Consider the following 19521-nt stretch of genomic DNA (forward strand, 5'->3'; position numbering starts at 1 on the left):
GCGCCGGGCCGCCTTGCGGCGGCCCCCCCTGGATCAATTGGTTTCAGCCAATTGATCCAGGATCGCAGGGTTTTCCAACGTGCTCGTGTCCTGCGTGATCTGTTCGCCCTTGGCGATGGAGCGCAGCAGGCGCCGCATGATCTTGCCGCTGCGGGTCTTGGGCAGGTTATCGCCGAAGCGGATGTCCTTCGGTTTCGCGATGGGGCCGATTTCCTTGGCGACCCAGTCGCGCAGTTCCTTGGCGATGGCCTTGGCCTCGTCGCCCGTGGGGCGCGAGCGCTTGAGCACGACGAAGGCGCAGATCGCCTCGCCCGTCACGTCGTCGGGCCGGCCCACCACCGCGGCCTCGGCCACCAGGTCGGTCTTGGAAACCAGGGCCGATTCGATCTCCATCGTGCCCATGCGGTGGCCCGAGACGTTCAGCACGTCGTCAATGCGGCCCGTGATACGGAAGTAGCCGCGGTCGGCAGAACGAACGGCACCATCGCCCGCCAGGTAGTAGCCCTTGAGCTCTTCGGGAAAGTAGCTTTTCTTGAAGCGCTCGGGGTCGTTCCAGATGGTGCGGATCATGCTGGGCCAGGGCTTCTTGATGACCAGGATGCCGCCCGTGCCGTTGGCGATGTCGTTGCCCACCTCGTCCACGATGGCGGCCGCGATGCCCGGCAGCGGCAGGGTGCAGCTGCCCGGCACCAGCGGCGTCGCGCCCGGCAGCGGGGTGATGACGTGGCCGCCGGTTTCGGTCTGCCAGAAGGTGTCCACGATGGGGCAGCGCTCGCCGCCCACATTCTTGTAGTACCACATCCAGGCTTCGGGGTTGATGGGCTCGCCCACGCTGCCCAGGATGCGCAGGCTCGACAGGTCGGAGCGTGCGGGGTGCACGGCGGCATCGCCTTCGGCGGCCTTGATGAGCGAGCGGATCGCCGTGGGCGCGGTGTAGAAGATCGTGCAGCGGTGCTTTTCGATCATCTGCCAGAAGCGGCCGGCGTTCGGGAAGGTGGGAATGCCCTCGAAGATGATCTGCGTGGCGCCCGCGGCCAGCGGCCCGTAGGCCACGTAGGTGTGGCCGGTGATCCAGCCGATGTCGGCCGTGCACCAGAACACGTCGTCCGGGCGCAGGTCGAACGTCCAGTCCATGGTGAGCTTGGCCCACAGCAGGTAGCCGCCGGTGGCGTGCTGCACGCCCTTGGGCTTGCCGGTGGAGCCGCTGGTGTACAGGATGAACAGCGGGTGTTCGGCGCCCACGGGCACCGGCGGGCAGTCGCTGCTCTGGCCCTGCAGCGCCTCGGCGAAGGTCTTGTCGCGGCCCGCCACCATGGCGCAGGCGGTGGCCGTGCGCTGGTACACGAGGATGCTGCGGATGGTGTCGCAGCCGCCCATGGCCAGGGCCTCGTCCACGATGGCCTTGAGCGGCAGCTCCTTGCCGCCGCGCATCTGGTAATTGGCGGTGATGACGGCCACCGCGCCGGCGTCGATGATCCGCTCCTGCAGCGCCTTGGCCGAGAAGCCCCCGAACACCACGCTGTGCGTGGCGCCGATGCGCGCGCAGGCCTGCATGGCGATCACGCCCTCGACGGTCATGGGCATGTAGATGAGCACGCGGTCGCCCTGCTTCACCCCGTTGGCCTTGAGCGCGTTGGCGAACTGGCCCACGCGGGCCAGCAGTTCCTTGTAGGTGACCCGGGTGACCGTGCCGTCGTCGGCCTCGAAGACGATGGCGGTCTTGTTCTCGACCGGGGTGCCGATGTGCCGGTCCAGGCAGTTGGCGCTGGCGTTCAGCTGTCCATCGGCGAACCATTCATAGAACGGCGCCTTAGAGGCATCGAGCGTGCGGGTGAAAGGCTGGGTCCACTGCAGGTTCTCGCGCGCCAGGCGGGCCCAGAAGCCTTCGAAGTCCTGCTCGGCCTCGGCGCACAGCGCCTCGTAGCCGGCCATGCCGGAAACGCGTGCGGCCTTCTGCAGGGCTTCGGAAGGCGGGAAAACGCGGTTTTCCACCAGCACGGATTCGATCATGGATGAGGACGCACTCATGGGATTTGTCTCCTGGGATCAAGATAGTTTCGCGGTACTGTCGGGCGCTGCACTTACATGCCACTGACGGATGTCGGCAGCCGCCCCGGGCTCCGATGCTACGCCTGTACCGCAAGGCGGGTTTCTGTCACAAGGCGCGCGGCCGGTGCTTCTAGAATCGCGCGACTTTCATTTCCAGCGATTTTCACGAAAACCTCCCATGGCCTTCCCGCAACCCCCTGCTTCCCGCAATGGCAGCAAGTCCCTCACCCCCCTGGCTTCGCTGATCTTCGCCAGCCGCTGGCTGCAGTTGCCGCTCTACCTCGGACTCATTGCCGCCCAGGGCGTGTACGTGTGGCACTTCCTGGTGGAGCTGTGGCACCTGATCGAGGCCGCGTTCGGCCACCAGGGCGCGCTGCAGTCGCTGGTGACCAGCATCGGCTACAAGCCGGGCGTGGAGGTCACGGCGCTCAACGAGACGGTGATCATGCTGGTCGTGCTGGCCCTCATCGACGTGGTGATGATCTCCAACCTGCTCATCATGGTGATCGTGGGCGGCTACGAGACCTTCGTGAGCCGGCTCAACCTGCAAAGCCACCCCGACCAGCCGGAATGGCTGGGCCACGTGAACGCCTCGGTGCTCAAGGTGAAGCTGGGCCTGTCGATCATCGGGATCAGCTCGATCCACCTGCTCAAGACTTTCATCAACGCCGCCAACTACGACGAGAAGGTGCTGATGTGGCAGACGATCATCCACGTGGTGTTCCTGCTGAGCGCCATCGCCATTGCCTACACTGACAAATTGCTGAACGTTTCGCACGAAAAGCACTGAGCGCCAGCGCGCACTCCCGCAGAGCCCCGGCAAGGCCCCGAATTCGGACCTTTCGAGGCTCTTGCCGTTGGATTCATTGCCTTTGTAGCTACCAAAAATATAGCAACAGAAAAACACCGCGCCATGGCGGCTGCGCCCGCGAATAGCACATCGGGCAAACCCGGGTCTTTTGACACAAAAACACCCAATACCTATACTTTCCGATTGTTTTACAACCTGCAATGCAGGTAATCCGCTCTTTGGGCGGCCTATCGGGCTGCTTTCACAGGGGGCGGATCTCGCCAGGTGAACCGCGGCATCGACCGCCTCCCGCCTGGCCCACGGCCGACGATTCGGCCCTGATGCCTTCGGCGCCCAGCCCCTTCACCGGGCCCGGCGCCGCGTGATTTCCGGGAGTCCTCCGACCAGACCTCTCCCGGCACGCACCAGGCCCTTGCGCACCGCCTCGCGTGCCATTCGGGCCGATCCCGGTCACCTCGGTGCCCACCCTTTCACTGCAGTGCCTGCGCGCCTTGGGCGTTCGGGTTCGGCTGCCGCATCAGGGTCTTTGAATCGTCCGGCCTTCGCAGCCCCGCCCGCCCTCGGGCGGCCGGGGCGTGTTCAACCCGTTCCAACCGAGGGAGGACCCCCACCGTGGCCAAACAAATCACCATCGAACATGTGTTCAAGGTTTTCGGCGATGCGCCGCAAGCCGCGCTCGAACTCGCCAGCCAGGGCCTGAGCAAGCAGGACATCCTGGCGCGCACCGGCCATTCGATCGGCGTGTTCGACGCCAGCTTCACCATCGAGGCGGGCGAGATCTTCGTCGTCATGGGCCTGTCGGGCTCGGGCAAATCGACCCTGGTGCGCATGCTCAACCGGCTGATCGAGCCCACGGCGGGCCGCATTCTGGTGGACTGCCAGGACATCAACGCGCTGTCCGACCGGCAACTGCGCGCGCTGCGCCGCAAGGACATCAGCATGGTGTTCCAGTCGTTCGCGCTGATGCCCCACCTCACGGTGCTGGACAACACGGCGTTCGGCCTCGAACTGGCGGGCGTGGCCCGGCCCGAGCGCCAGCGCCAGGCCGCCTTGGCGCTGGAGCAGGTGGGCCTGGGATGCTGGGCCGACAGCCATCCCGACGAGCTGTCGGGCGGCATGCAGCAGCGCGTGGGCCTGGCGCGGGCGCTGGCGTCGGACCCGTCCATCCTGCTGATGGACGAGGCGTTCTCCGCACTGGACCCGATCATCCGCACCGAGATGCAGAGCGAGCTGCTGCGCCTGCAGCAGATCCAGCGCCGCACCATCGTCTTCATCTCGCACGACCTGGACGAGGCCATGCGCATCGGCGACCGCATCGCCATCATGAAGGACGGCTACGTGGTGCAGGTGGGCACGCCCGACGAGATCCTGCGCAACCCGGCCAACGACTACGTGCGCAGCTTCGTGCGCGGCGTGGACGCGGCGGCCGTCTTCAAGGCCGGCGACATCGCCCGGCGCCCGCTCACCGTGGTGTCGGAGCAGCGCGACCGGGGCTCGCGCGCCGCGCTGCAGCAGCTGGAGGAGCAGGACCGCGACTTCGCCTACGTGGTGAGCCCGGCGCGGATGTACCTGGGCACGGTCTCGGCCGACTCGCTGCGCGCCGCGCTCCAGGGCCACGTGGGCCCGCTGGGCCTGCAGCACGCCTATCTGGACGGCGTGGTGCCCATTCCGGTGGACGCTCCGGTGGCGGACCTGTTCGGCCAGGTGGCGCAGGCGCCCTGCCCGCTGCCGGTGGTGGAGGACGGCGGCCGCTTTCGCGGTGCGATCAGCAAGACCACGCTGCTGCGCTTTCTCGACCGCGACACGCCGCCCGTGCCGCCGGACCCTTTGCCGCCCGCGCCCGCGCCCGCACCCGCCATCGCCCCCCTGCCCGCCACTGAACCATCCGAAAGGAGCCCGGCATGAACCAGCCCACCGCCCCATCGCTCGACTCCACCGCCAACCCCACGGCCGGCGAGTCCACCCCCTGGACGCCCGCCGCGGAGGCACCGCCTGCGGCTTCGGCATCGCCCTGGGATAGCCCGGCCGCCGCGGTGCAGCAGGTCCCCGCCCCCGAGGCGGCGGCCGATCCCTGGGCCGCATCCACCGCGCCCAGCGATGCCGGCAACACCGACTGGCTGAACGCCCCCGCCAGCGCCACGCCCGGCGACGCCGCCACGGGCTTCGACCCCACGGCCGGGGGCTTTCACCTGCACCAGCTGTGGGACGGCAGCCTGCCCGTGGAGTCGTGGATCAACCACGGCCTGTCGTGGGTGGTGGCGCATTTCCGGCCGTTCTTCCAGACCGTGCGCGCACCCATCGACGGCACGCTGGCCTGGGTGGAGGGCCTACTCACCAGCGTGCCCACGCTGGCCATGATTGCGCTGATCGGCGTGCTCGCCTGGCAGTTCGCGGGGCGCGCGCTGGCCGTGGGCACCGTGGTCTCGCTGCTGCTCGTGGCCATGCTGGGCATCTGGCCCGAGGCCATGGTGACGCTGTCGCTGGTGCTGACCTCGCTGGCCTTCTGCCTGGTGATCGGGCTGCCGCTGGGCATCCTGCTGGCCAGCAGCGACCGGGCCCAGCGCGTGATGCGGCCGGTGCTCGATGCCATGCAGACCACGCCGGCCTTCGTGTACCTGGTGCCGGTGGTGATGCTGTTCGGCATCGGCAACGTGCCGGGAGTGGTGGTGACCATCGTGTTCGCGCTGCCGCCGCTGGTGCGCCTGACCAACTTGGGGCTGCGCCAGGTGCGGCCCGACCTGATCGAGGCCGCGCGGGCCTACGGGGCCTCGCCGCTGCAGTTGCTGGCCAAGGTGCAGCTGCCGCTGGCCATGCCGTCCATCATGGCGGGCATCAACCAGTCGCTGATGCTGTCGCTGTCGATGGTGGTGATCGCCTCGATGATCGCCGTGGGCGGCCTGGGCCAGATGGTGCTGCGCGGCATCGGCCGGCTGGACATGGGCCTGGCGACCGTGGGCGGCCTGGGCATCGTGCTGCTGGCCATCACGCTGGACCGCATCACCCAGTCCATGGGCCAGCCGCGCCGCGGCGTGCGCCACTGGTGGCAGACAGGCCCGGCTGGCCTGGTATGGCGCCTCGCCGCGCGGCGCAGCAACCCCGCCCCTGCAGCCGATGCGGCCACGCCACCGCCTGCCGCACAAGGCAGCGCCACGGCCTCCCCGCAATGGGCCTCCGCCGGCCACTGAGCCCCGCCCATCCCCCTCCAGAAACAAGGACGACGACATGACCTGCATCACCCCCTCCCTCCGCCCCTCGCGCCCCTTCGTCCGCACCTGGCTGGCCGCCGGCGCCCTCGCCGCCGGCCTGGCCGGCGCCGCCGCTGCGCAGCCCTTGCCGGGCCAGGGCGTGCGCGTGCAGCCGCTGCAAAGCTCCATCGCGGAAGAGACCTTCCAGACTCTGCTGGTGGGCCGCGCGCTGCAAAAGCTGGGCTACGACGTGCAGCCCATCAAGGAGATCGAGTACGCCACCGCCCACGTGGCGATCGCCAACGGGGACGCCACCTTCATGGCGGACCACTGGGACCCGCTGCACGCGGACTTCTACAAGAACGCCGGCGGCGATGCCAAGCTGTGGCGCCAAGGCACCTATTCGCAGAACGCCGCGCAGGGCTACCTGATCGACCGCAAGACGGCCGAGAAGTACCGCATCACCCACATCGACCAGCTCAAGGACCCGAAGCTCGCCAAGCTCTTCGACACCAACGGCGACGGCAAGGCCGACCTCACGGGCTGCAACCCCGGCTGGGGCTGCGAGGGCGTGATCGAGCACCAATTGAAGGCCTTCGGCCTGGGCGCCACGGTCACGCACGTGCAGGGCAGCTACTCGGCGCTGATCGCCGACACCATCGCGCGCTTCAAGCAGGGCCAGCCCATCCTCTACTACACCTGGACGCCCTACTGGGTGAGCGGCGTGCTGCGCCCGGGCCAGGACGTGGTGTGGCTGCAAGTGCCACGGTCTTCGTTGCCGGGCGCGCAGGCCGGACAGGACACCGCACTGCCGGACGGCAAGAACTACGGCTTCGTGCTGAACACCCAGCGCATCGTGGCCAACAAGGCCTTCGCCGAGAAGAACCCGGCCGCCGCGCGCCTGTTCGAGGTGATGCAGTTGCCCGTGGGCGACATCAACGCCCAGAACCTGGCGATGAAGAACGGCCAGAACCAGCCGGCCGACGTGGCGCGCCATGCCGACGGCTGGATCAAGGCCCACCAGAAGACCTTCGACGGCTGGATTCAGCAGGCGCTCGCCGCGGCCAGGCCCTGAGGCGGCGCACAGGCCCCGGGCACGCGCTGCCCGAGGGCATCACGCCGCGCCATCGGCCTGCGCCTGGAAGGCCCGCGTGAAGTCGCAGCACGACTGCGCCAGCATGATGATCGAGGCGGCCAGCGCGCTGCGGTGCTCGCCCTTGTGCATGGCCACGTAAGGCACGCTGGGCAGCGCGGGCACCACGTCGATCACGGCCAGCATGCCCGCGGCGATGAGCGGCGCCAGGCAGTGCCGGGGCAGGTAGGCCACGCCCAGGCCCGATACGGTGAGGCCCGTGAGCGCGACGAGGTTGCTCACCACGATGGCGTCGGCCAGTTCCACCCCGCGCTCCTTCATCCACGCGTCGTAGAGCCGCCCGGTGCCTGAGGCATTGCCCTGCACCAGCAGGCGGTGGCGCGCCAGTTCGTGCAGCCGCACTGTGCCGGCCGGCACCAGCCCGGGCTTGCACATCCACGCGCTTTCCACCTGGCCGATGGCCTTGGCCGGCAGGCGTGCATCGGCAAAGGCATCGGGCACGATGATGAGGTCCAGCTCGTCGGCCAGCAGCTTGTCGCGCAGGGGCAGGCTGCCGTCCACGTCGGGCTCCAGCGTCACCTTGGGGTAGTGCTGCTGCACCAGGGCGACCAGCCGGGGCAGCCAGGTCATCGCGGTGAGTTCGGTCACGCCGATGCGCAGGCGCCGCTCGATCACGCCGGGCTTGCCGAACTGCTCCACCGCCGCATCGCGCTGGCGCAGCAGCTTACGGGCAAGCACGAACATCTCCTCGCCCTTTTCGGTGAGCCGCGCCGTGCGCTGGCTGCGGTCGAACAGGGGCGTGTCGAAGAGCAGCTCCAGCTCGTGCACCCGTTTGGACACGGCCGACTGCGAGGTGTGCAGCTTCTGGGCCGCCTGCGCGAAGCCGCCCAGCTGGCCGATCCAGTACAGCGCTTCGAGTTGCTTGAAGGTCATCATGGCGGGGCTTATCGAACACTTTTATTCATCTGATTCCAGCACAAAAAATCGCTTTTTCAAAAGCGTCGGCGCTTCCAGAATGCCATTCAGCCCCTCGCCGCCGCGAGGCCCCCCGCGCCCCCTCCCCCGAAAGCCCGCCATGCACCGCCTGCCCCGCCCCCTTGCCTTCGCCCTGCGCCGCACCCTGCCCCTGGCGGTCTGCGCCGCCCTGCTGTCCACCGCGGCCAGTGCCCAGGAGATCGACACCCTGCGCAAGATCAAGGACAGCGGCACGCTCATCATCGGCAGCCGCGACAGCTCGATCCCGTTTTCGTACAAGCCCACGGGCAGCGGCGACCCCATCGGCTTTTCCAACGACATCTGCCTGAAGATCGCCGAGGCGGTGAAGGCCAAGCTCGGCCTGCCCACGCTGCGCGTGCAGTACACGCTGCTCAACTCGCTCAACCGCATTCCGCTGCTGCAAAACGGCACCGTGGACCTGGACTGCGCCACCACCACCAATTCGATCGTGCGCCAGCAGCACGTGAACTTCGCGCCCAGCCATTTCGTGACCAACATCACCGTGGCGGTGAAGAAGAATTCCGGCATCCAGTCGCTGGCCGACCTGGCCGGCAAGACGGTGGCCACCGTGGCGGGCAGCACGTCGATCCAGTTGCTGCGCACCTACAAGCGCGCAGAAAACCTGGAGGTGCAGGAAATCTCGGGCAAGGACACGGCCGATGCCTTCCTGCTGCTGTCCAGCGACCGCGCCGCCGCCTACGTGCTGGACGACGTGCAGCTGGCCGGCCTGATCGCCACCGCGCCCAACCCGGGCGACTTCCGCATCCTCAAGGACGTGGTGCTGCGCCAGGAGCCCTACGGGATCATGCTGCGCAAGAACGACCCGCAGTTCCAGGCCCTGGTGGACCAGACGGTGACCGGCCTGATGCGCTCCGGCGAAATGGAGCGCCTGTACGCGCGCTGGTTCACCCAGCCCATCCCGCCGAGCAACGTGAACCTGAACTTCCCCATGTCCGACGCCGTGCGCGAGGCCTTCCGCAACCCCAGCAACAAGGGCGTGTGATGGCAGGCCAAAGCAACGCGACGCAATACCCGCAGGGCCGCCTCTTCTCCGACGCCTTGATGCGCGAGGTGCGCGAGCGCTTCCTGCAGGTGGAGCGCGACCACCACGGTCAAGAACGGCTGTATTTCGACAACGCGGGCGGCTCGTTCCGGCTGAAGGCGGCGGTCGAGCGCTTCGCGCAGATCGATGCCGTGCCGGACAACACCGAGCGCATCCACGCCACGGCGCGCGAGCTGCAGGACATCCAGGCCGCCGGCGTGGCCGACGTGCGCCTGGTGCTCAATGCCAGGGGCGGCAGCGTGTACGCCGCGCTCACCGCCTCGGGCGCCATGTTCGAGATGGTGCGGGCCGTGGCGCAGAACGTGCCGGGCACTAACATGGTCACCACCGTGCTGGAGCACCCCTCGTCGTACGACGCCATGGACCGCTACGCCCGCGAACTGGGCCGCGAGCTGCGCGTGGCGCCCAGCAACCGCGCCACCGGCGGCGTGGACGTGGACGCCATCGTGGGCCTGGTGGACCAGGGCACCAGCGTGCTCAATGTGATCCACGCCTCCAACATCTCCGGCGCCAAGCTGGACCTGGAGGCCATCGTGCGCCGGGCGCGCGCCATCCGGCCCGACCTGTACATCCTGGTGGATGCGGTGCAGCACGCGCCGCACGGCCTCATCGACCTGCACAAGACGCCGGTGGACGGCATCAACATCGCGCCCTACAAGTTCTTCGGCTGCCGGGGCTCGGGCTTCGCCTGGCTGTCCGACCGCGCGGCCGCCCTGCCGCACCACAAGCTCACGGCCAAGCCCGCCGACTTCTGGGACCTGGGCAGCACCGCGCCGTGGCAGTTCGCCGTGATGACGGAGATCGTGGACTACGTGTGCTGGCTCGGCGCCCAGGCGCCCGAGGGCGAGCACGCCAGCGATGCGGCCCCCGGCAGCCGGCGGGCGCGCTTCGAAGCCGGCATCGAAGCCATCGAACTGCACGAACGCGCGCTGCTGTCGCGCCTGCTGAACGGCAATGACGGCGCAGGCGCCGTGCCCGGGCTGCGCGCCATGCCGGGGGTGGAGGTGTTCCTGGACCACCCCGACCTCACCCGGCGCGACCTGATCGTCGGCATCGGCTTTCCGCACCTGGACTGCACCAGCGCCGTGCGCGAGTACGGCGCACGCGGCGTGACGGTGTACGAGCGTTCGGCCAGCAGCCTGTATTCGCGACGCATGCTGGAGTCGTTCGGCCTCGCGGGCGCAGTGCGCGTCTCGCCGCTGCACTGCCACTCGACGGCCGATGTGGACCGATTCCTGGCGGTGACGCAGGACATCGCCCAGGCGTTCGCCGCGGCGTGAGCGGCGCGCCGGCCGGGGCGGTCCGGCCACGCTGGAGGCGAAAAAGGCCTCCAGCGCATGATTATCTAGGGCACATTGCTATCAAAAAAGTAGCATTTCCATTGTCCACCTAGTGGAAAGAAGGGCGCGCGCCGCCTCAATTTCTCCTCAATTGGATTGCAAAGTTCCTCCATCCCCAACGAAGGAAAAGGAGAGGAACCATGAACACATCCACCCCACTGGCCACCGCGGCCGCTGACATCGCAGCGTCCACCGCGGACAAGCGGCGGCGCCTGGCACTCGGCACCATCGGCTCCCTGGGCATCGCCACGCTGCTGGGCTGCGGCGGAGGCGGCTCCGACGCCGTGGCCGACAGCTCCGGCACAGGGACGGGAACCGGTACGGGCACCGGAACCGGAACCGGAACCGGAACCGGAACCGGGACAGGAACGGACACGGGCACGGGTACGGGAACTGGCACCGGAACGAACACCACCTGCTCCGTCGTCCCCGAGGAAACCGCCGGGCCCTACCCCGCCGACGGCTCCAACGCCAGCAACTCCAACTACAACGTGCTCGCGCTCAGCGGCATCGTGCGCCAGGACATCCGCAGCAACATCGGCTCGTCCAGCACCGTGGGCGGCGTGCCGCTCACCATCACCATCACGCTCACCAACACGCGTGCCAGTTGCGCGGCGCTGCAGGGCTATGCCATCTACCTGTGGCACTGCTCGCAGGGCGGCGACTACTCGGTCTATACCGAGCGCAGCATCGCCGCCAACTACCTGCGCGGCGTGCAGGCCACCGATGCGAGCGGCACCGTCACCTTCACCACCATCGTGCCGGGCTGCTACGCCGGGCGCATGCCCCACATGCACCTGGAGGTGTATCCCAGCCTGTCGGTGGCCACCACGGCCAGCAACAAGGTCAAGACCACCCAGCTCGCGTTCCCCACGGACACCCTGCGCTCCATCTACACGGGCAATGCGGGCTACAGCGCCAGCGTGTCCAACCTGGCGGCGATCACCTTCGCCACCGACAACGTGTTCAGCGACGGCACCGACCTCGAGATGGTGACCATGCAAAGCAACGGCAGCGGCGGCTACACCGCCGCCATCACGATCTCGATCGCCGCCTGACCCTCCGCCTGACCCTCCTCCCGGGGCGCCCGCCCCGGGCCCTTTGAAAAACGCCCAGAAAGGCCAGCGCCACCATGTTCCCTTCCCGCCACCCGACCATCACGACCCTCGCCGGCCTCTGCCTGGGCCTGTCGCTCACGGCCCTGGCCGCCTCCAACGCCCTGGCCCAGGGCGGCCCCAACGGACAGCCCCCCGGCCCGCCGCCCGAGGCCTACACCGCCTGCAAGGGCCAGACCGAAGGCGCCTCGGTCACGCTGACCATGCCGGACGGCAAGACCCTGCCCGGCACATGCCGCACAATGAACGGCACCCTCGTGGCCATGCCCGCCGGCGGCCCTCCTCCCGGCGCTGGCGGCCCGCCCCCCTCCCGCTGACCCCCGACCAGCCGCCCATGCCCCGCCTCACGCTGCAAAGCAAAGCCTTCCTCGCGCTCACCCTGTTGCTGGCCGTGCTGCTGCTGCTTTTCGTGGGGTTCTCGCGCCTGGGGCTGCAGCGCGGACTGGGCCCGTACGTGGCCGAGATCGAGCTGGCCCGCATGGACTGGCTGGCCGCGCGACTGCAGCGCATGCACCTGCTGCACGGCGGCTGGCAGACGCTGCGCACCCAGCCCGAGCTGTGGCGCGAGATGCGCCGCCCCGGCGACAGCCCCGCGCTGCGCAGCAACGCCCAGGGCGCGGGCAGCCCGAACGGCCGCAGCGGCGATAACGCCACGGCCCGCAACGAGGGCCGCAGCGGCGGCTTTCGCGAGCGCCCTCCGCCACCGCCCGACTTCGGCGAACCCGGCGAAGGCCCGCCGCCCGATGGCTACTCTCCCGATCGCACCTCGCCGGATCGCAGCTCGCCCGACGGCCGCGACCGTCCGCCACCGCCGCCCGGCTCCATGCTGTCGCAGCGGCTCGGCGTGCTCGATGCCCAGGGCCGCCTGGTGGCCGGCGTTCGCCCCACGCCCGATGCCGCCCGCCTGCCGCTGCGCGGCAGCGACGGCACGCCCATCGGCGAACTGGTGCTGAGCCCGCCGTCCCACCTGGAGACCGAGGCCGACCGCGCCTTCATCGCCCGGCAGCTGGGCTTCGTGGTGTGGACCGGCATTGCCGGCCTGGCGCTGGCGCTGCTGCTGTCCTGGGCGCTGGCCCGCCGCTGGCTCGCTCCCATCGGCGCGCTGGTGGACGGCGCGCGCGGCGTGGCGGCGGGCCGGCTGGACACGCGCGTGGCCGTGCATGGCGACGACGAGCTGGCCCGGCTGGCGCTCACCTTCAACGACATGGCCGAGCAATTGGGCGGCATGGAAGCCTCGCGCCGGCAGTGGATCGGCGACGTGGCGCACGAGCTGCGCACCCCGCTGGCGGCGATGCGCGCCGAGATCGAGGCCGTGCAGGATGGCGTGCGCCCTTTCGACGACAAGACCGCGCTGCGCCTGCACCGGCAGGTGATGCGGCTCATCCAGCTGGTGGGCGACCTGCGCGCCAGCCTGGATGCCGCCGCGGGCAGCGCGCCCTCGGCGCTGGTGCCCGTGCACCCGCTGTCGCTGCTGGCGGAGGCCGTGGCCTCCATGCAGCCGCGCTTCGACCAGGCCGACCTCGCGGTGGACACGCACGGGCTGGCCGCGCTCGCCCGCCTGTCGCCCCCGCCCCTGGTGCGCGGCGACGCGCAGCAGCTTCACCGCGTGTTCCTGAACCTGCTGGAAAACACGGTGCGCTACACCGATCCCGGCGGCCGGCTGGAAATCCAGGCGCAGACCGAGCGCAGCGGGCCCGCGCCCTCGCTCGTGCTGCAGTTCGACGACACCGCGCCCGGCGTGGCCGAGCACGACCTGCCGCGCCTGTTCGACCGCCTGTACCGCGCCGAGGCATCGCGCGCCCGCGCCACGGGCGACCTGGGCGGATCGGGCCTGGGCCTGGCGATCTGCCGGGCCATCGTGCAATCGCACGGCGGCCGCATCACCGCGCAGCCCTCGCCGCTCGGCGGGCTGCGCACCACCCTCACCCTGCCCTTGCTGGAGAACCCTTCATGACAGCGCGCATCCTCGTCGTCGAGGACGAGACCGACATCGCCCACATCGTGCTCGACTACCTGCGCCACGCCGGCTACGAGGCCGATCACGTGGCCGACGGCCCGGGCGCCCTGGCCCGGCTGACCGGCCCCACGCCGCCCGACCTCACCCTGCTGGACGTGATGCTGCCGGGGCTCGACGGCCTGTCGGTGCTGCGCCAGGCGCGCCGCCACACCGACAAGCCCATCATCATGCTCACCGCCCGGGTCGAAGAGGTGGACCGCCTGATCGGCCTGGAGCTGGGCGCGGACGACTACATCTGCAAGCCGTTCTCGCCGCGCGAGGTGGTGGCGCGGGTCAAGACCGTGCTGCGGCGCGGCATGGCCCAGGCGCCGGCCACGGCCGGCCCGCCGGTGCTGGCGCTGGACGAGGCGCACTGGCAGGTCACGCTGCGCGGCACGCAGGTGACGCTGACCCCGCGCGAATTCCGCCTGCTGCAGGCGCTGGCGCGGCAAAGCGGGCGCATCTTCTCGCGCGCGCAGCTTCTGGACCTGGCCTATGGCGACACGCTGGACGTGAACGAACGGGCCATCGACAGCCACATCAAGAACCTGCGCAAGAAGCTCAAGGCCGCCAGCGGCGACGGCGTGGAATGGATCCGGTCGGTGTACGGGGTGGGCTTCGCGTTCGATGAGGATGCGGGCAAGGCACAGGCGTCGGGCCAGGAACGCCAGGCGGAGGCCGAGTAGCCAGTCAGTGAGCGATGGCCGATGGCACAGGATTTTGCTATTTTTTCAATAGCTGACAATTCTCTCTGCCACTGCGGATTTCTGCTTTTTCAACCTCTCTTTCCACCATTCGAAGAAGCCCGAAATTTCTTCTAAAACCCACCAATTGGTCAAATAGTAAAAGCGAATCACTATCATTTGCAGTTTTTTACAGGAAACTGCTTCCATGATCTTGCCGCCTTCGCTCCGCCCCCAGCCCCTGTCCCTCGCCATCGCGCTGGCCCTGAACGCCGGTGCGCACGCCCAGACCGCGCAGCCGTCCGCATCGCAACCGGCGCAACCCGCGCAGGCCGCCCTGTCCACCGTGGTGGTCACGGCCTCGGGCACGGCCGTGGACATCAAAGAGGCACCCGCCAGCATCAGCGTGATCACCCGCGAAGACATCGAGCGCAAGCCCGTCACCAGCCTCGGCGAGCTGCTGTCCACCCTTCCCGGCGTGACCGGCGGGCTGTCGGGCACGGGCGCGCAGTCCAAGATCCGCCTGCGCGGCCTGCCCGAGAAATACACGCTCATCCTCGTGGACGGCAAGCGCCAGGGCAATTCGGCCGGTGTGAACTACCGCGACGACCTGGGCCAGCAGGACCTGGACTGGATCTCGCCCGAGATGATCGAGCGCATCGAGGTGGTGCGCGGCCCGATGTCGTCGCTGTACGGCTCGGACGCCATGGGCGGCGTGATCAACATCATCACCCGCAAGATCGGCCTGCGCTGGGGCGGCTCCGCCACGGTCAATGACTCCAGGCCCTCCGATTCGGAGCGCGGCGACACGCGGCAGACGGGCTTCACCGTCAGCGGCCCGGTGACCGACCGCATCGGCCTGCGCGTGTCGGGCAACTACACCGAGCGCGATGCCGACGAAGGCACGGGCGGGCATGCGGGCACCTACCCGTCCACGGCCGGCGCGCGCAACCAGGGCCTGAACGCGCTGCTGAACTGGCAGCTCACGCCCGACCAGTCGGTGTCGATCGAGGCGGCCCAGGCCACGCAGCGCGCCACCGGCTCGGATGCGCGCACCGCCAGCGGCGCGCAGGTCGTCAGCCCCTGGGGCCTGAGCCGGCTGCGGCACACCTCGTTCGGCCTGGGGCACGACGGCCGATGGGGCGACGTGCGCTCCAAGATCAACCTGTCGCGCCATGAATACGAAGACCTGGGCGACACCATCGGCAACCACTCGCGCGAAACCACGCTGGACGGCCGCGTGGACATGCCGCTGAAGCTCCTGGGCTTCGACCAGATGCTGACCACCGGGCTGCAATGGAAGCAGGAAGAACTGGACAACCGCGACACCATCGGCCTCGCCCCCATCGACTACAGCGGGCGGCCGGTGTCGGGATCGTCGCTGTCGGCCACCACCTGGGCGCTGTTCGGCGAAGACCAGATCTTCCTGCGCGAGAACCTGGCGCTCACGCTCGGCCTGCGCATGGACCACCACGAAAAGTACGGCAACAACTGGAGCCCGCGCGCCTACTTCGTCTACCACCCGGCCTCGGCCTGGACGGTGCGCACCGGCGTGTCGCGCGGCTTCCGCGCGCCGGGCCTGAAGGAGAACTCGCCCAGCGCCGCCACGCAGTCCGGCGGCAACGGCTGCCGCAGCCTGGCGGGCCTGGGCTGGACCAGCACCAGCGTCAATGCCGACGGCACGCGCGGCTGCTACATGGCCGGCAACCCCGACCTGCAGCCCGAGACCAGCACCAACTTCGAACTGGGCACGGGCTACGAGCAGGGCGGCTGGGCCTTCGGCGCCACCTACTTCCACACCGACTTCAAGAACAAGATCGACTACCAGCCCCTGGGCCTGTACAACGGCTTTTGGTGGACGCGCATGGCCAACGCCCAGCGCGCCCGCACGCGCGGGCTGGAGGCCAACGCCACCGTGCCGCTGGCGCCGTCGCTCGACTGGCGCACCAATGCCACGAAGATGTTCGAGTCCAAAAACCTCACCACCGGCGCCTCGCTGCTGTCCGTGCCGCGCCTGACCGTGTATTCATCGCTGCAGTGGCGCATCGCCCCGGCCTGGACCGCCGACGCCAGCGCCCGCTACGTGGGCAAGGAACTCGTCGTCACCGGCGCGGCCACCACCTTCGCCAAGGCCTACACCACCGTGGACCTGACCACCAGCTACCGGCTGAACGAAACCTTCACGCTGCGGGCCGGCATCCTCAACGTGGCGGACAAGCAGACGCGGGAACTGGGCAGCAACTACGACAACGGCGGGCGCACCTATTTCGTGGGGGCCACGGCGCGGTTCTGAGGCCAGGGCGATGCGTGCAGCGGTGCGGCAGCCACTACTGCGCCCACTGCTGCATCCATCTCGGATGCTATATTTTTCATAGCACAATGCCCTAGTGGATATTGCACTGCAGGCCATTTCGACCCATGGCCCGCAGCACGAGCCCCAACCGGGCCGGCGCGGCGCGGATGCACTCCCACCGGCGCAGCGGGCTGCCTCCTACAGCCGGCCCGCGCCGGCTGGGCTGAGATCGGGGGGCGCGTTTCGCGCCCCCTTTTGCCGCACCGCCTGCCGTCCCATCCATGCCACGCACCGCCACTGCCACCGCCCCTGCCGCCGCTTCGCCGGCCCGCCCGCCCGCCACCCGCCTGGCCCGCGGCCTGCGCTACGTCAACCCCGAGATGCCGGGCCTGAGCCGCGAGCGCAAGGGCGAGGGCTTTCGCTACCGCCAGCCAGACGGCCAATGGCTGACCGACCCGGACGAGATCGCCCGCATCCAGCGCCTGGCCATCCCGCCCGCCTACACCGAGGTGTGGATCTGCCCGCTGCCCAACGGCCACCTGCAGGCCACGGGGCTGGACGCGCGCGGCCGGCGGCAGTACCGCTACCACGCCGACTGGCGCCTGCAGCGCGACGAGGCCAAGTTCGAACGCATGCAGGCCTTCGGCCGCGCCCTGCCCCGCATCCGCGCCCGGGTGGCGCGCGACCTGCGGGCCAAGTCGGGCCCGGCCTTGTCCCGCGAGCGGGTGCTCGCCACCCTGGTGCGCCTGCTGGACACCACCTACCTGCGCGTGGGCAACGAGGAATACGCCAGCACCAACCGCTCCTACGGCCTGACCACCTTGCGCACCCGCCATGCGGCGCTGCGCGGCAACAAGCTGCAGCTGCGGTTTCGCGGCAAGAGCGGCGTGCAGCAGGAGGCCACGCTGGACGACCCGCGCGTGGCCCGCGTCGTGCGCCGCTGCCAGCAGCTGCCGGGCCAGGAACTGTTCCAGTACGAGGGCGAAGACGGCGCGCTGCATGCCGTCGATTCCGGCGACGTGAACGACTACCTGCGCGAGATCACCGGCACGCAGGAGGGCGAGCACTTCACCGCCAAGGATTTCCGCACCTGGCACGGCACCGTGCAGGCGCTGGAGCTGACGCGGCTGGCCTGCTCGCCCCAGCCCGGCGCGCCCGCGGTGACGGCCAAGCACATCCTGGCCGAGGTGGCGCGGCAACTGGGCAACACGCCGGCCGTGTGCAAGAAGTCGTACGTGCACCCCTCGGTGCTGGCGCTGGGATCGCGGCTCACGTCCGACGCCGGGCCGGACATGCAGGTGCTGTGGGAACGCATCGGCGGCACCAACACCCCGCGCGCGCTGCAGGCCGCCGAACGGCGGCTGCTGGCGTTCCTGCGGCACCAGGACCGCCCGGTGCGCGCTGCGCGCGCCCGCAAGGCCACGCACTGAGCCGGCGGTCAACGAGGCGCTGGCACCTCTTCAGTGCCAGCTCAGCGGCCGGCCTTCAGCGGCCAACCATGTTCCCCGGCACGACCCATTGGTCGAACTGCTCGCCGGTGACGTGGCCCGACGCCACGGCGGCCTCGCGCAGGCTGCTGCCCTCCTTGTGCGCCTTCTTGGCGATGAAGGCCGCCTTGTCGTAGCCGATGTGCGTGTTGAGCGCGGTCACCAGCATCAGCGAGCGGTCCACCAGCTCGGCGATGCGGTCGCGGTTGGGCTCGATGCCCACGGCGCAGTGGTCGTTGAAGCTCACCATGCCGTCGGCCAGCAGGCGCACGCTCTGCAGGAAGTTGTGGGCCACCATCGGGCGGAACACGTTCAGCTCGAAGTTGCCCGAGGCACCGCCGAAGTTGATCGCCACGTCGTTGCCGAACACCTGGGCGGCCAGCATCGTCACCGCCTCGCTCTGCGTCGGGTTGACCTTGCCCGGCATGATCGACGAGCCGGGCTCGTTTTCAGGAATGCTCAGCTCGCCGATGCCGCTGCGCGGGCCGCTCGCCAGCCAGCGCACGTCGTTGGTGATCTTCATCAGGCTGGCGGCCAGGGTCTTGAGCGCGCCGTGCGCATGCACCAGGGCATCGACCGAAGCCAGGGCCTCGAACTTGTTGGGCGCCGTGACGAACGGCAGCCCGGTCAGGCGCGCCAGCTCGGCCGCGGCCTGCTCGGCATAGCCCTTGGGGGCGTTCAGGCCGGTGCCCACGGCGGTGCCGCCCAGGGCCAGTTCGCACAGGTGCGGCAGCGCGGCGCGCACGTGGCGTTCGCCGTGATCGAGCTGCGCCACGTAGCCCGAGAACTCCTGGCCCAGCGTGAGCGGAGTGGCGTCCTGCAGGTGGGTGCGGCCGATCTTCACGATGCCGTCGAAGTCCTCGGCCTTTTGCGCCAGCGTGGCACGCAGCCTGGCCAGGGCGGGCAGCAGCCGGTGCGTGAGCGCCTCCACCGCGGCCACGTGCATGGCGGTGGGGAACACGTCGTTGCTCGACTGGCTGCGGTTCACGTCATCGTTGGGGTGCACCAGGCGGGCCTCGCCGCGCTCGCCGCCCAGGATCTCGCTGGCGCGGTTGGCCAGCACCTCGTTGACGTTCATGTTGGTCTGCGTGCCCGAGCCCGTCTGCCACACCACGAGCGGGAACTCGCCCGGGTGCCGGCCGGCGATCACCTCGTCGGCCGCGGCCACGATGGCATCGGTCTTCTTCGCGTCCTGCAATCCCAGCGCCTGGTTGACCACGGCCGAGGCGCGCTTGACCTGCGCCAGGGCCTGGATGATCTCGCGCGGCTGCTGCTCGCCGGAGATGTCGAAGTTCTGCAGCGACCGCTGCGTTTGCGCGCCCCAAAGCTGGTGGGCCGGCACCCCGATGGGGCCGAAGGTGTCGCGTTCGATGCGGGTAGTCATGTCGGGCGGGTCCGGTGGTGAGAAAA

16 protein-coding genes are annotated in these 19521 nt (G+C 69.4%); 12 read left to right on the top strand and 4 right to left on the bottom strand.

Features of this window, described 5'->3' with window-relative positions; all coding sequences use genetic code 11:
- Positions 1-33: 33 nt before the first annotated feature.
- A complete protein-coding gene (acs, locus tag M5C98_RS15535) occupies positions 34-2028 on the bottom strand; it encodes an acetate--CoA ligase (protein WP_272548341.1) in 1995 nt (664 codons plus the stop codon).
- Between the two features lie 199 nt (positions 2029-2227).
- Here acs and M5C98_RS15540 point away from each other — a divergent pair, with 199 nt between their 5' ends.
- From M5C98_RS15540 to proX, 4 genes are all read left to right on the top strand, one after another.
- The gene (locus M5C98_RS15540) at positions 2228-2839 is read left to right on the top strand and encodes a TIGR00645 family protein (RefSeq protein ID WP_272548342.1); all 612 of its coding nucleotides are present in this window, start codon (positions 2228-2230) and stop codon (positions 2837-2839) included.
- A 633-nt stretch (positions 2840-3472) separates the two neighbouring features.
- Positions 3473-4765, top strand: a complete 1293-nt coding sequence (proV, locus tag M5C98_RS15545) for a glycine betaine/L-proline ABC transporter ATP-binding protein ProV (protein WP_272548343.1) — start codon at positions 3473-3475, stop codon at positions 4763-4765.
- Entirely contained in the window at positions 4762-6045 is a 1284-nt protein-coding gene (gene proW / locus M5C98_RS15550) for a glycine betaine/L-proline ABC transporter permease ProW (protein ID WP_272548344.1), read from the top strand. The genes proV and proW overlap by 4 nt, the downstream gene beginning before the upstream one ends.
- Before the next feature lie 37 nt (positions 6046-6082).
- Positions 6083-7120 carry a glycine betaine/L-proline ABC transporter substrate-binding protein ProX gene (gene proX / locus M5C98_RS15555; protein ID WP_272548345.1) on the top strand — a complete coding sequence of 346 codons (1038 nt, stop codon included), beginning with the start codon at positions 6083-6085 and terminating at the stop codon, positions 7118-7120.
- A 39-nt stretch (positions 7121-7159) separates the two neighbouring features.
- Here the strand turns inward: proX and M5C98_RS15560 are convergent, their stop codons facing one another.
- A complete protein-coding gene (locus tag M5C98_RS15560) occupies positions 7160-8071 on the bottom strand; it encodes a LysR family transcriptional regulator (protein ID WP_272553302.1) in 912 nt (303 codons plus the stop codon).
- A gap of 142 nt (positions 8072-8213) precedes the next feature.
- Between M5C98_RS15560 and M5C98_RS15565 the strand changes: the two genes are divergently transcribed.
- From M5C98_RS15565 to M5C98_RS15590, 6 genes are all read left to right on the top strand, one after another.
- Positions 8214-9137: an amino acid ABC transporter substrate-binding protein gene (locus M5C98_RS15565; protein WP_272548346.1), complete on the top strand. Its 924-nt coding sequence runs from the start codon at positions 8214-8216 to the stop codon at positions 9135-9137.
- Positions 9137-10477 (top strand): aminotransferase class V-fold PLP-dependent enzyme, encoded by a 1341-nt coding sequence (locus tag M5C98_RS15570; protein ID WP_272548347.1) that lies wholly within the window; start codon positions 9137-9139, stop codon positions 10475-10477. The genes M5C98_RS15565 and M5C98_RS15570 overlap by 1 nt, the downstream gene beginning before the upstream one ends.
- Before the next feature lie 200 nt (positions 10478-10677).
- Positions 10678-11595, top strand: coding sequence for a dioxygenase family protein (locus tag M5C98_RS15575; protein WP_272548348.1), 918 nt, complete (start codon positions 10678-10680; stop codon positions 11593-11595).
- A 74-nt stretch (positions 11596-11669) separates the two neighbouring features.
- Positions 11670-11969 carry a hypothetical protein gene (locus M5C98_RS15580; protein WP_272548349.1) on the top strand — a complete coding sequence of 100 codons (300 nt, stop codon included), beginning with the start codon at positions 11670-11672 and terminating at the stop codon, positions 11967-11969.
- Positions 11970-11986: 17 nt separating this feature from the next.
- Entirely contained in the window at positions 11987-13606 is a 1620-nt protein-coding gene (locus tag M5C98_RS15585; RefSeq protein ID WP_272548350.1) for an ATP-binding protein, read from the top strand.
- A complete protein-coding gene (locus M5C98_RS15590; protein WP_272548351.1) occupies positions 13603-14334 on the top strand; it encodes a response regulator in 732 nt (243 codons plus the stop codon). The genes M5C98_RS15585 and M5C98_RS15590 overlap by 4 nt, the downstream gene beginning before the upstream one ends.
- Positions 14335-14379: 45 nt before the next feature.
- On the opposite strand, the gene M5C98_RS15595 is transcribed toward M5C98_RS15590, so the two are convergent.
- Positions 14380-14541, bottom strand: coding sequence for a hypothetical protein (locus M5C98_RS15595; protein ID WP_272548352.1), 162 nt, complete (start codon positions 14539-14541; stop codon positions 14380-14382).
- Between M5C98_RS15595 and M5C98_RS15600 the strand changes: the two genes are divergently transcribed.
- Complete coding sequence (locus M5C98_RS15600; RefSeq protein WP_272548353.1) at positions 14540-16624, top strand: TonB-dependent receptor domain-containing protein; 2085 nt, start codon at positions 14540-14542, stop codon at positions 16622-16624. The two genes, M5C98_RS15595 and M5C98_RS15600, sit on opposite strands and share 2 nt — an antisense overlap.
- A gap of 281 nt (positions 16625-16905) precedes the next feature.
- On the top strand, positions 16906-18054 hold the full coding sequence (locus M5C98_RS15605; RefSeq protein WP_272548354.1) for a DNA topoisomerase IB: 1149 nt from the start codon (positions 16906-16908) through the stop codon (positions 18052-18054).
- Positions 18055-18109: 55 nt separating this feature from the next.
- Here the strand turns inward: M5C98_RS15605 and fumC are convergent, their stop codons facing one another.
- Positions 18110-19495 carry a class II fumarate hydratase gene (fumC, locus tag M5C98_RS15610; RefSeq protein ID WP_272548355.1) on the bottom strand — a complete coding sequence of 462 codons (1386 nt, stop codon included), beginning with the start codon at positions 19493-19495 and terminating at the stop codon, positions 18110-18112.
- Between the last annotated feature and the right edge of the window lie 26 nt (positions 19496-19521).

Origin of the sequence: Acidovorax sp. NCPPB 3576 (assembly GCF_028473605.1) — a bacterium.
Taxonomy (GTDB): Bacteria; Pseudomonadota; Gammaproteobacteria; order Burkholderiales; family Burkholderiaceae_C; genus Paracidovorax.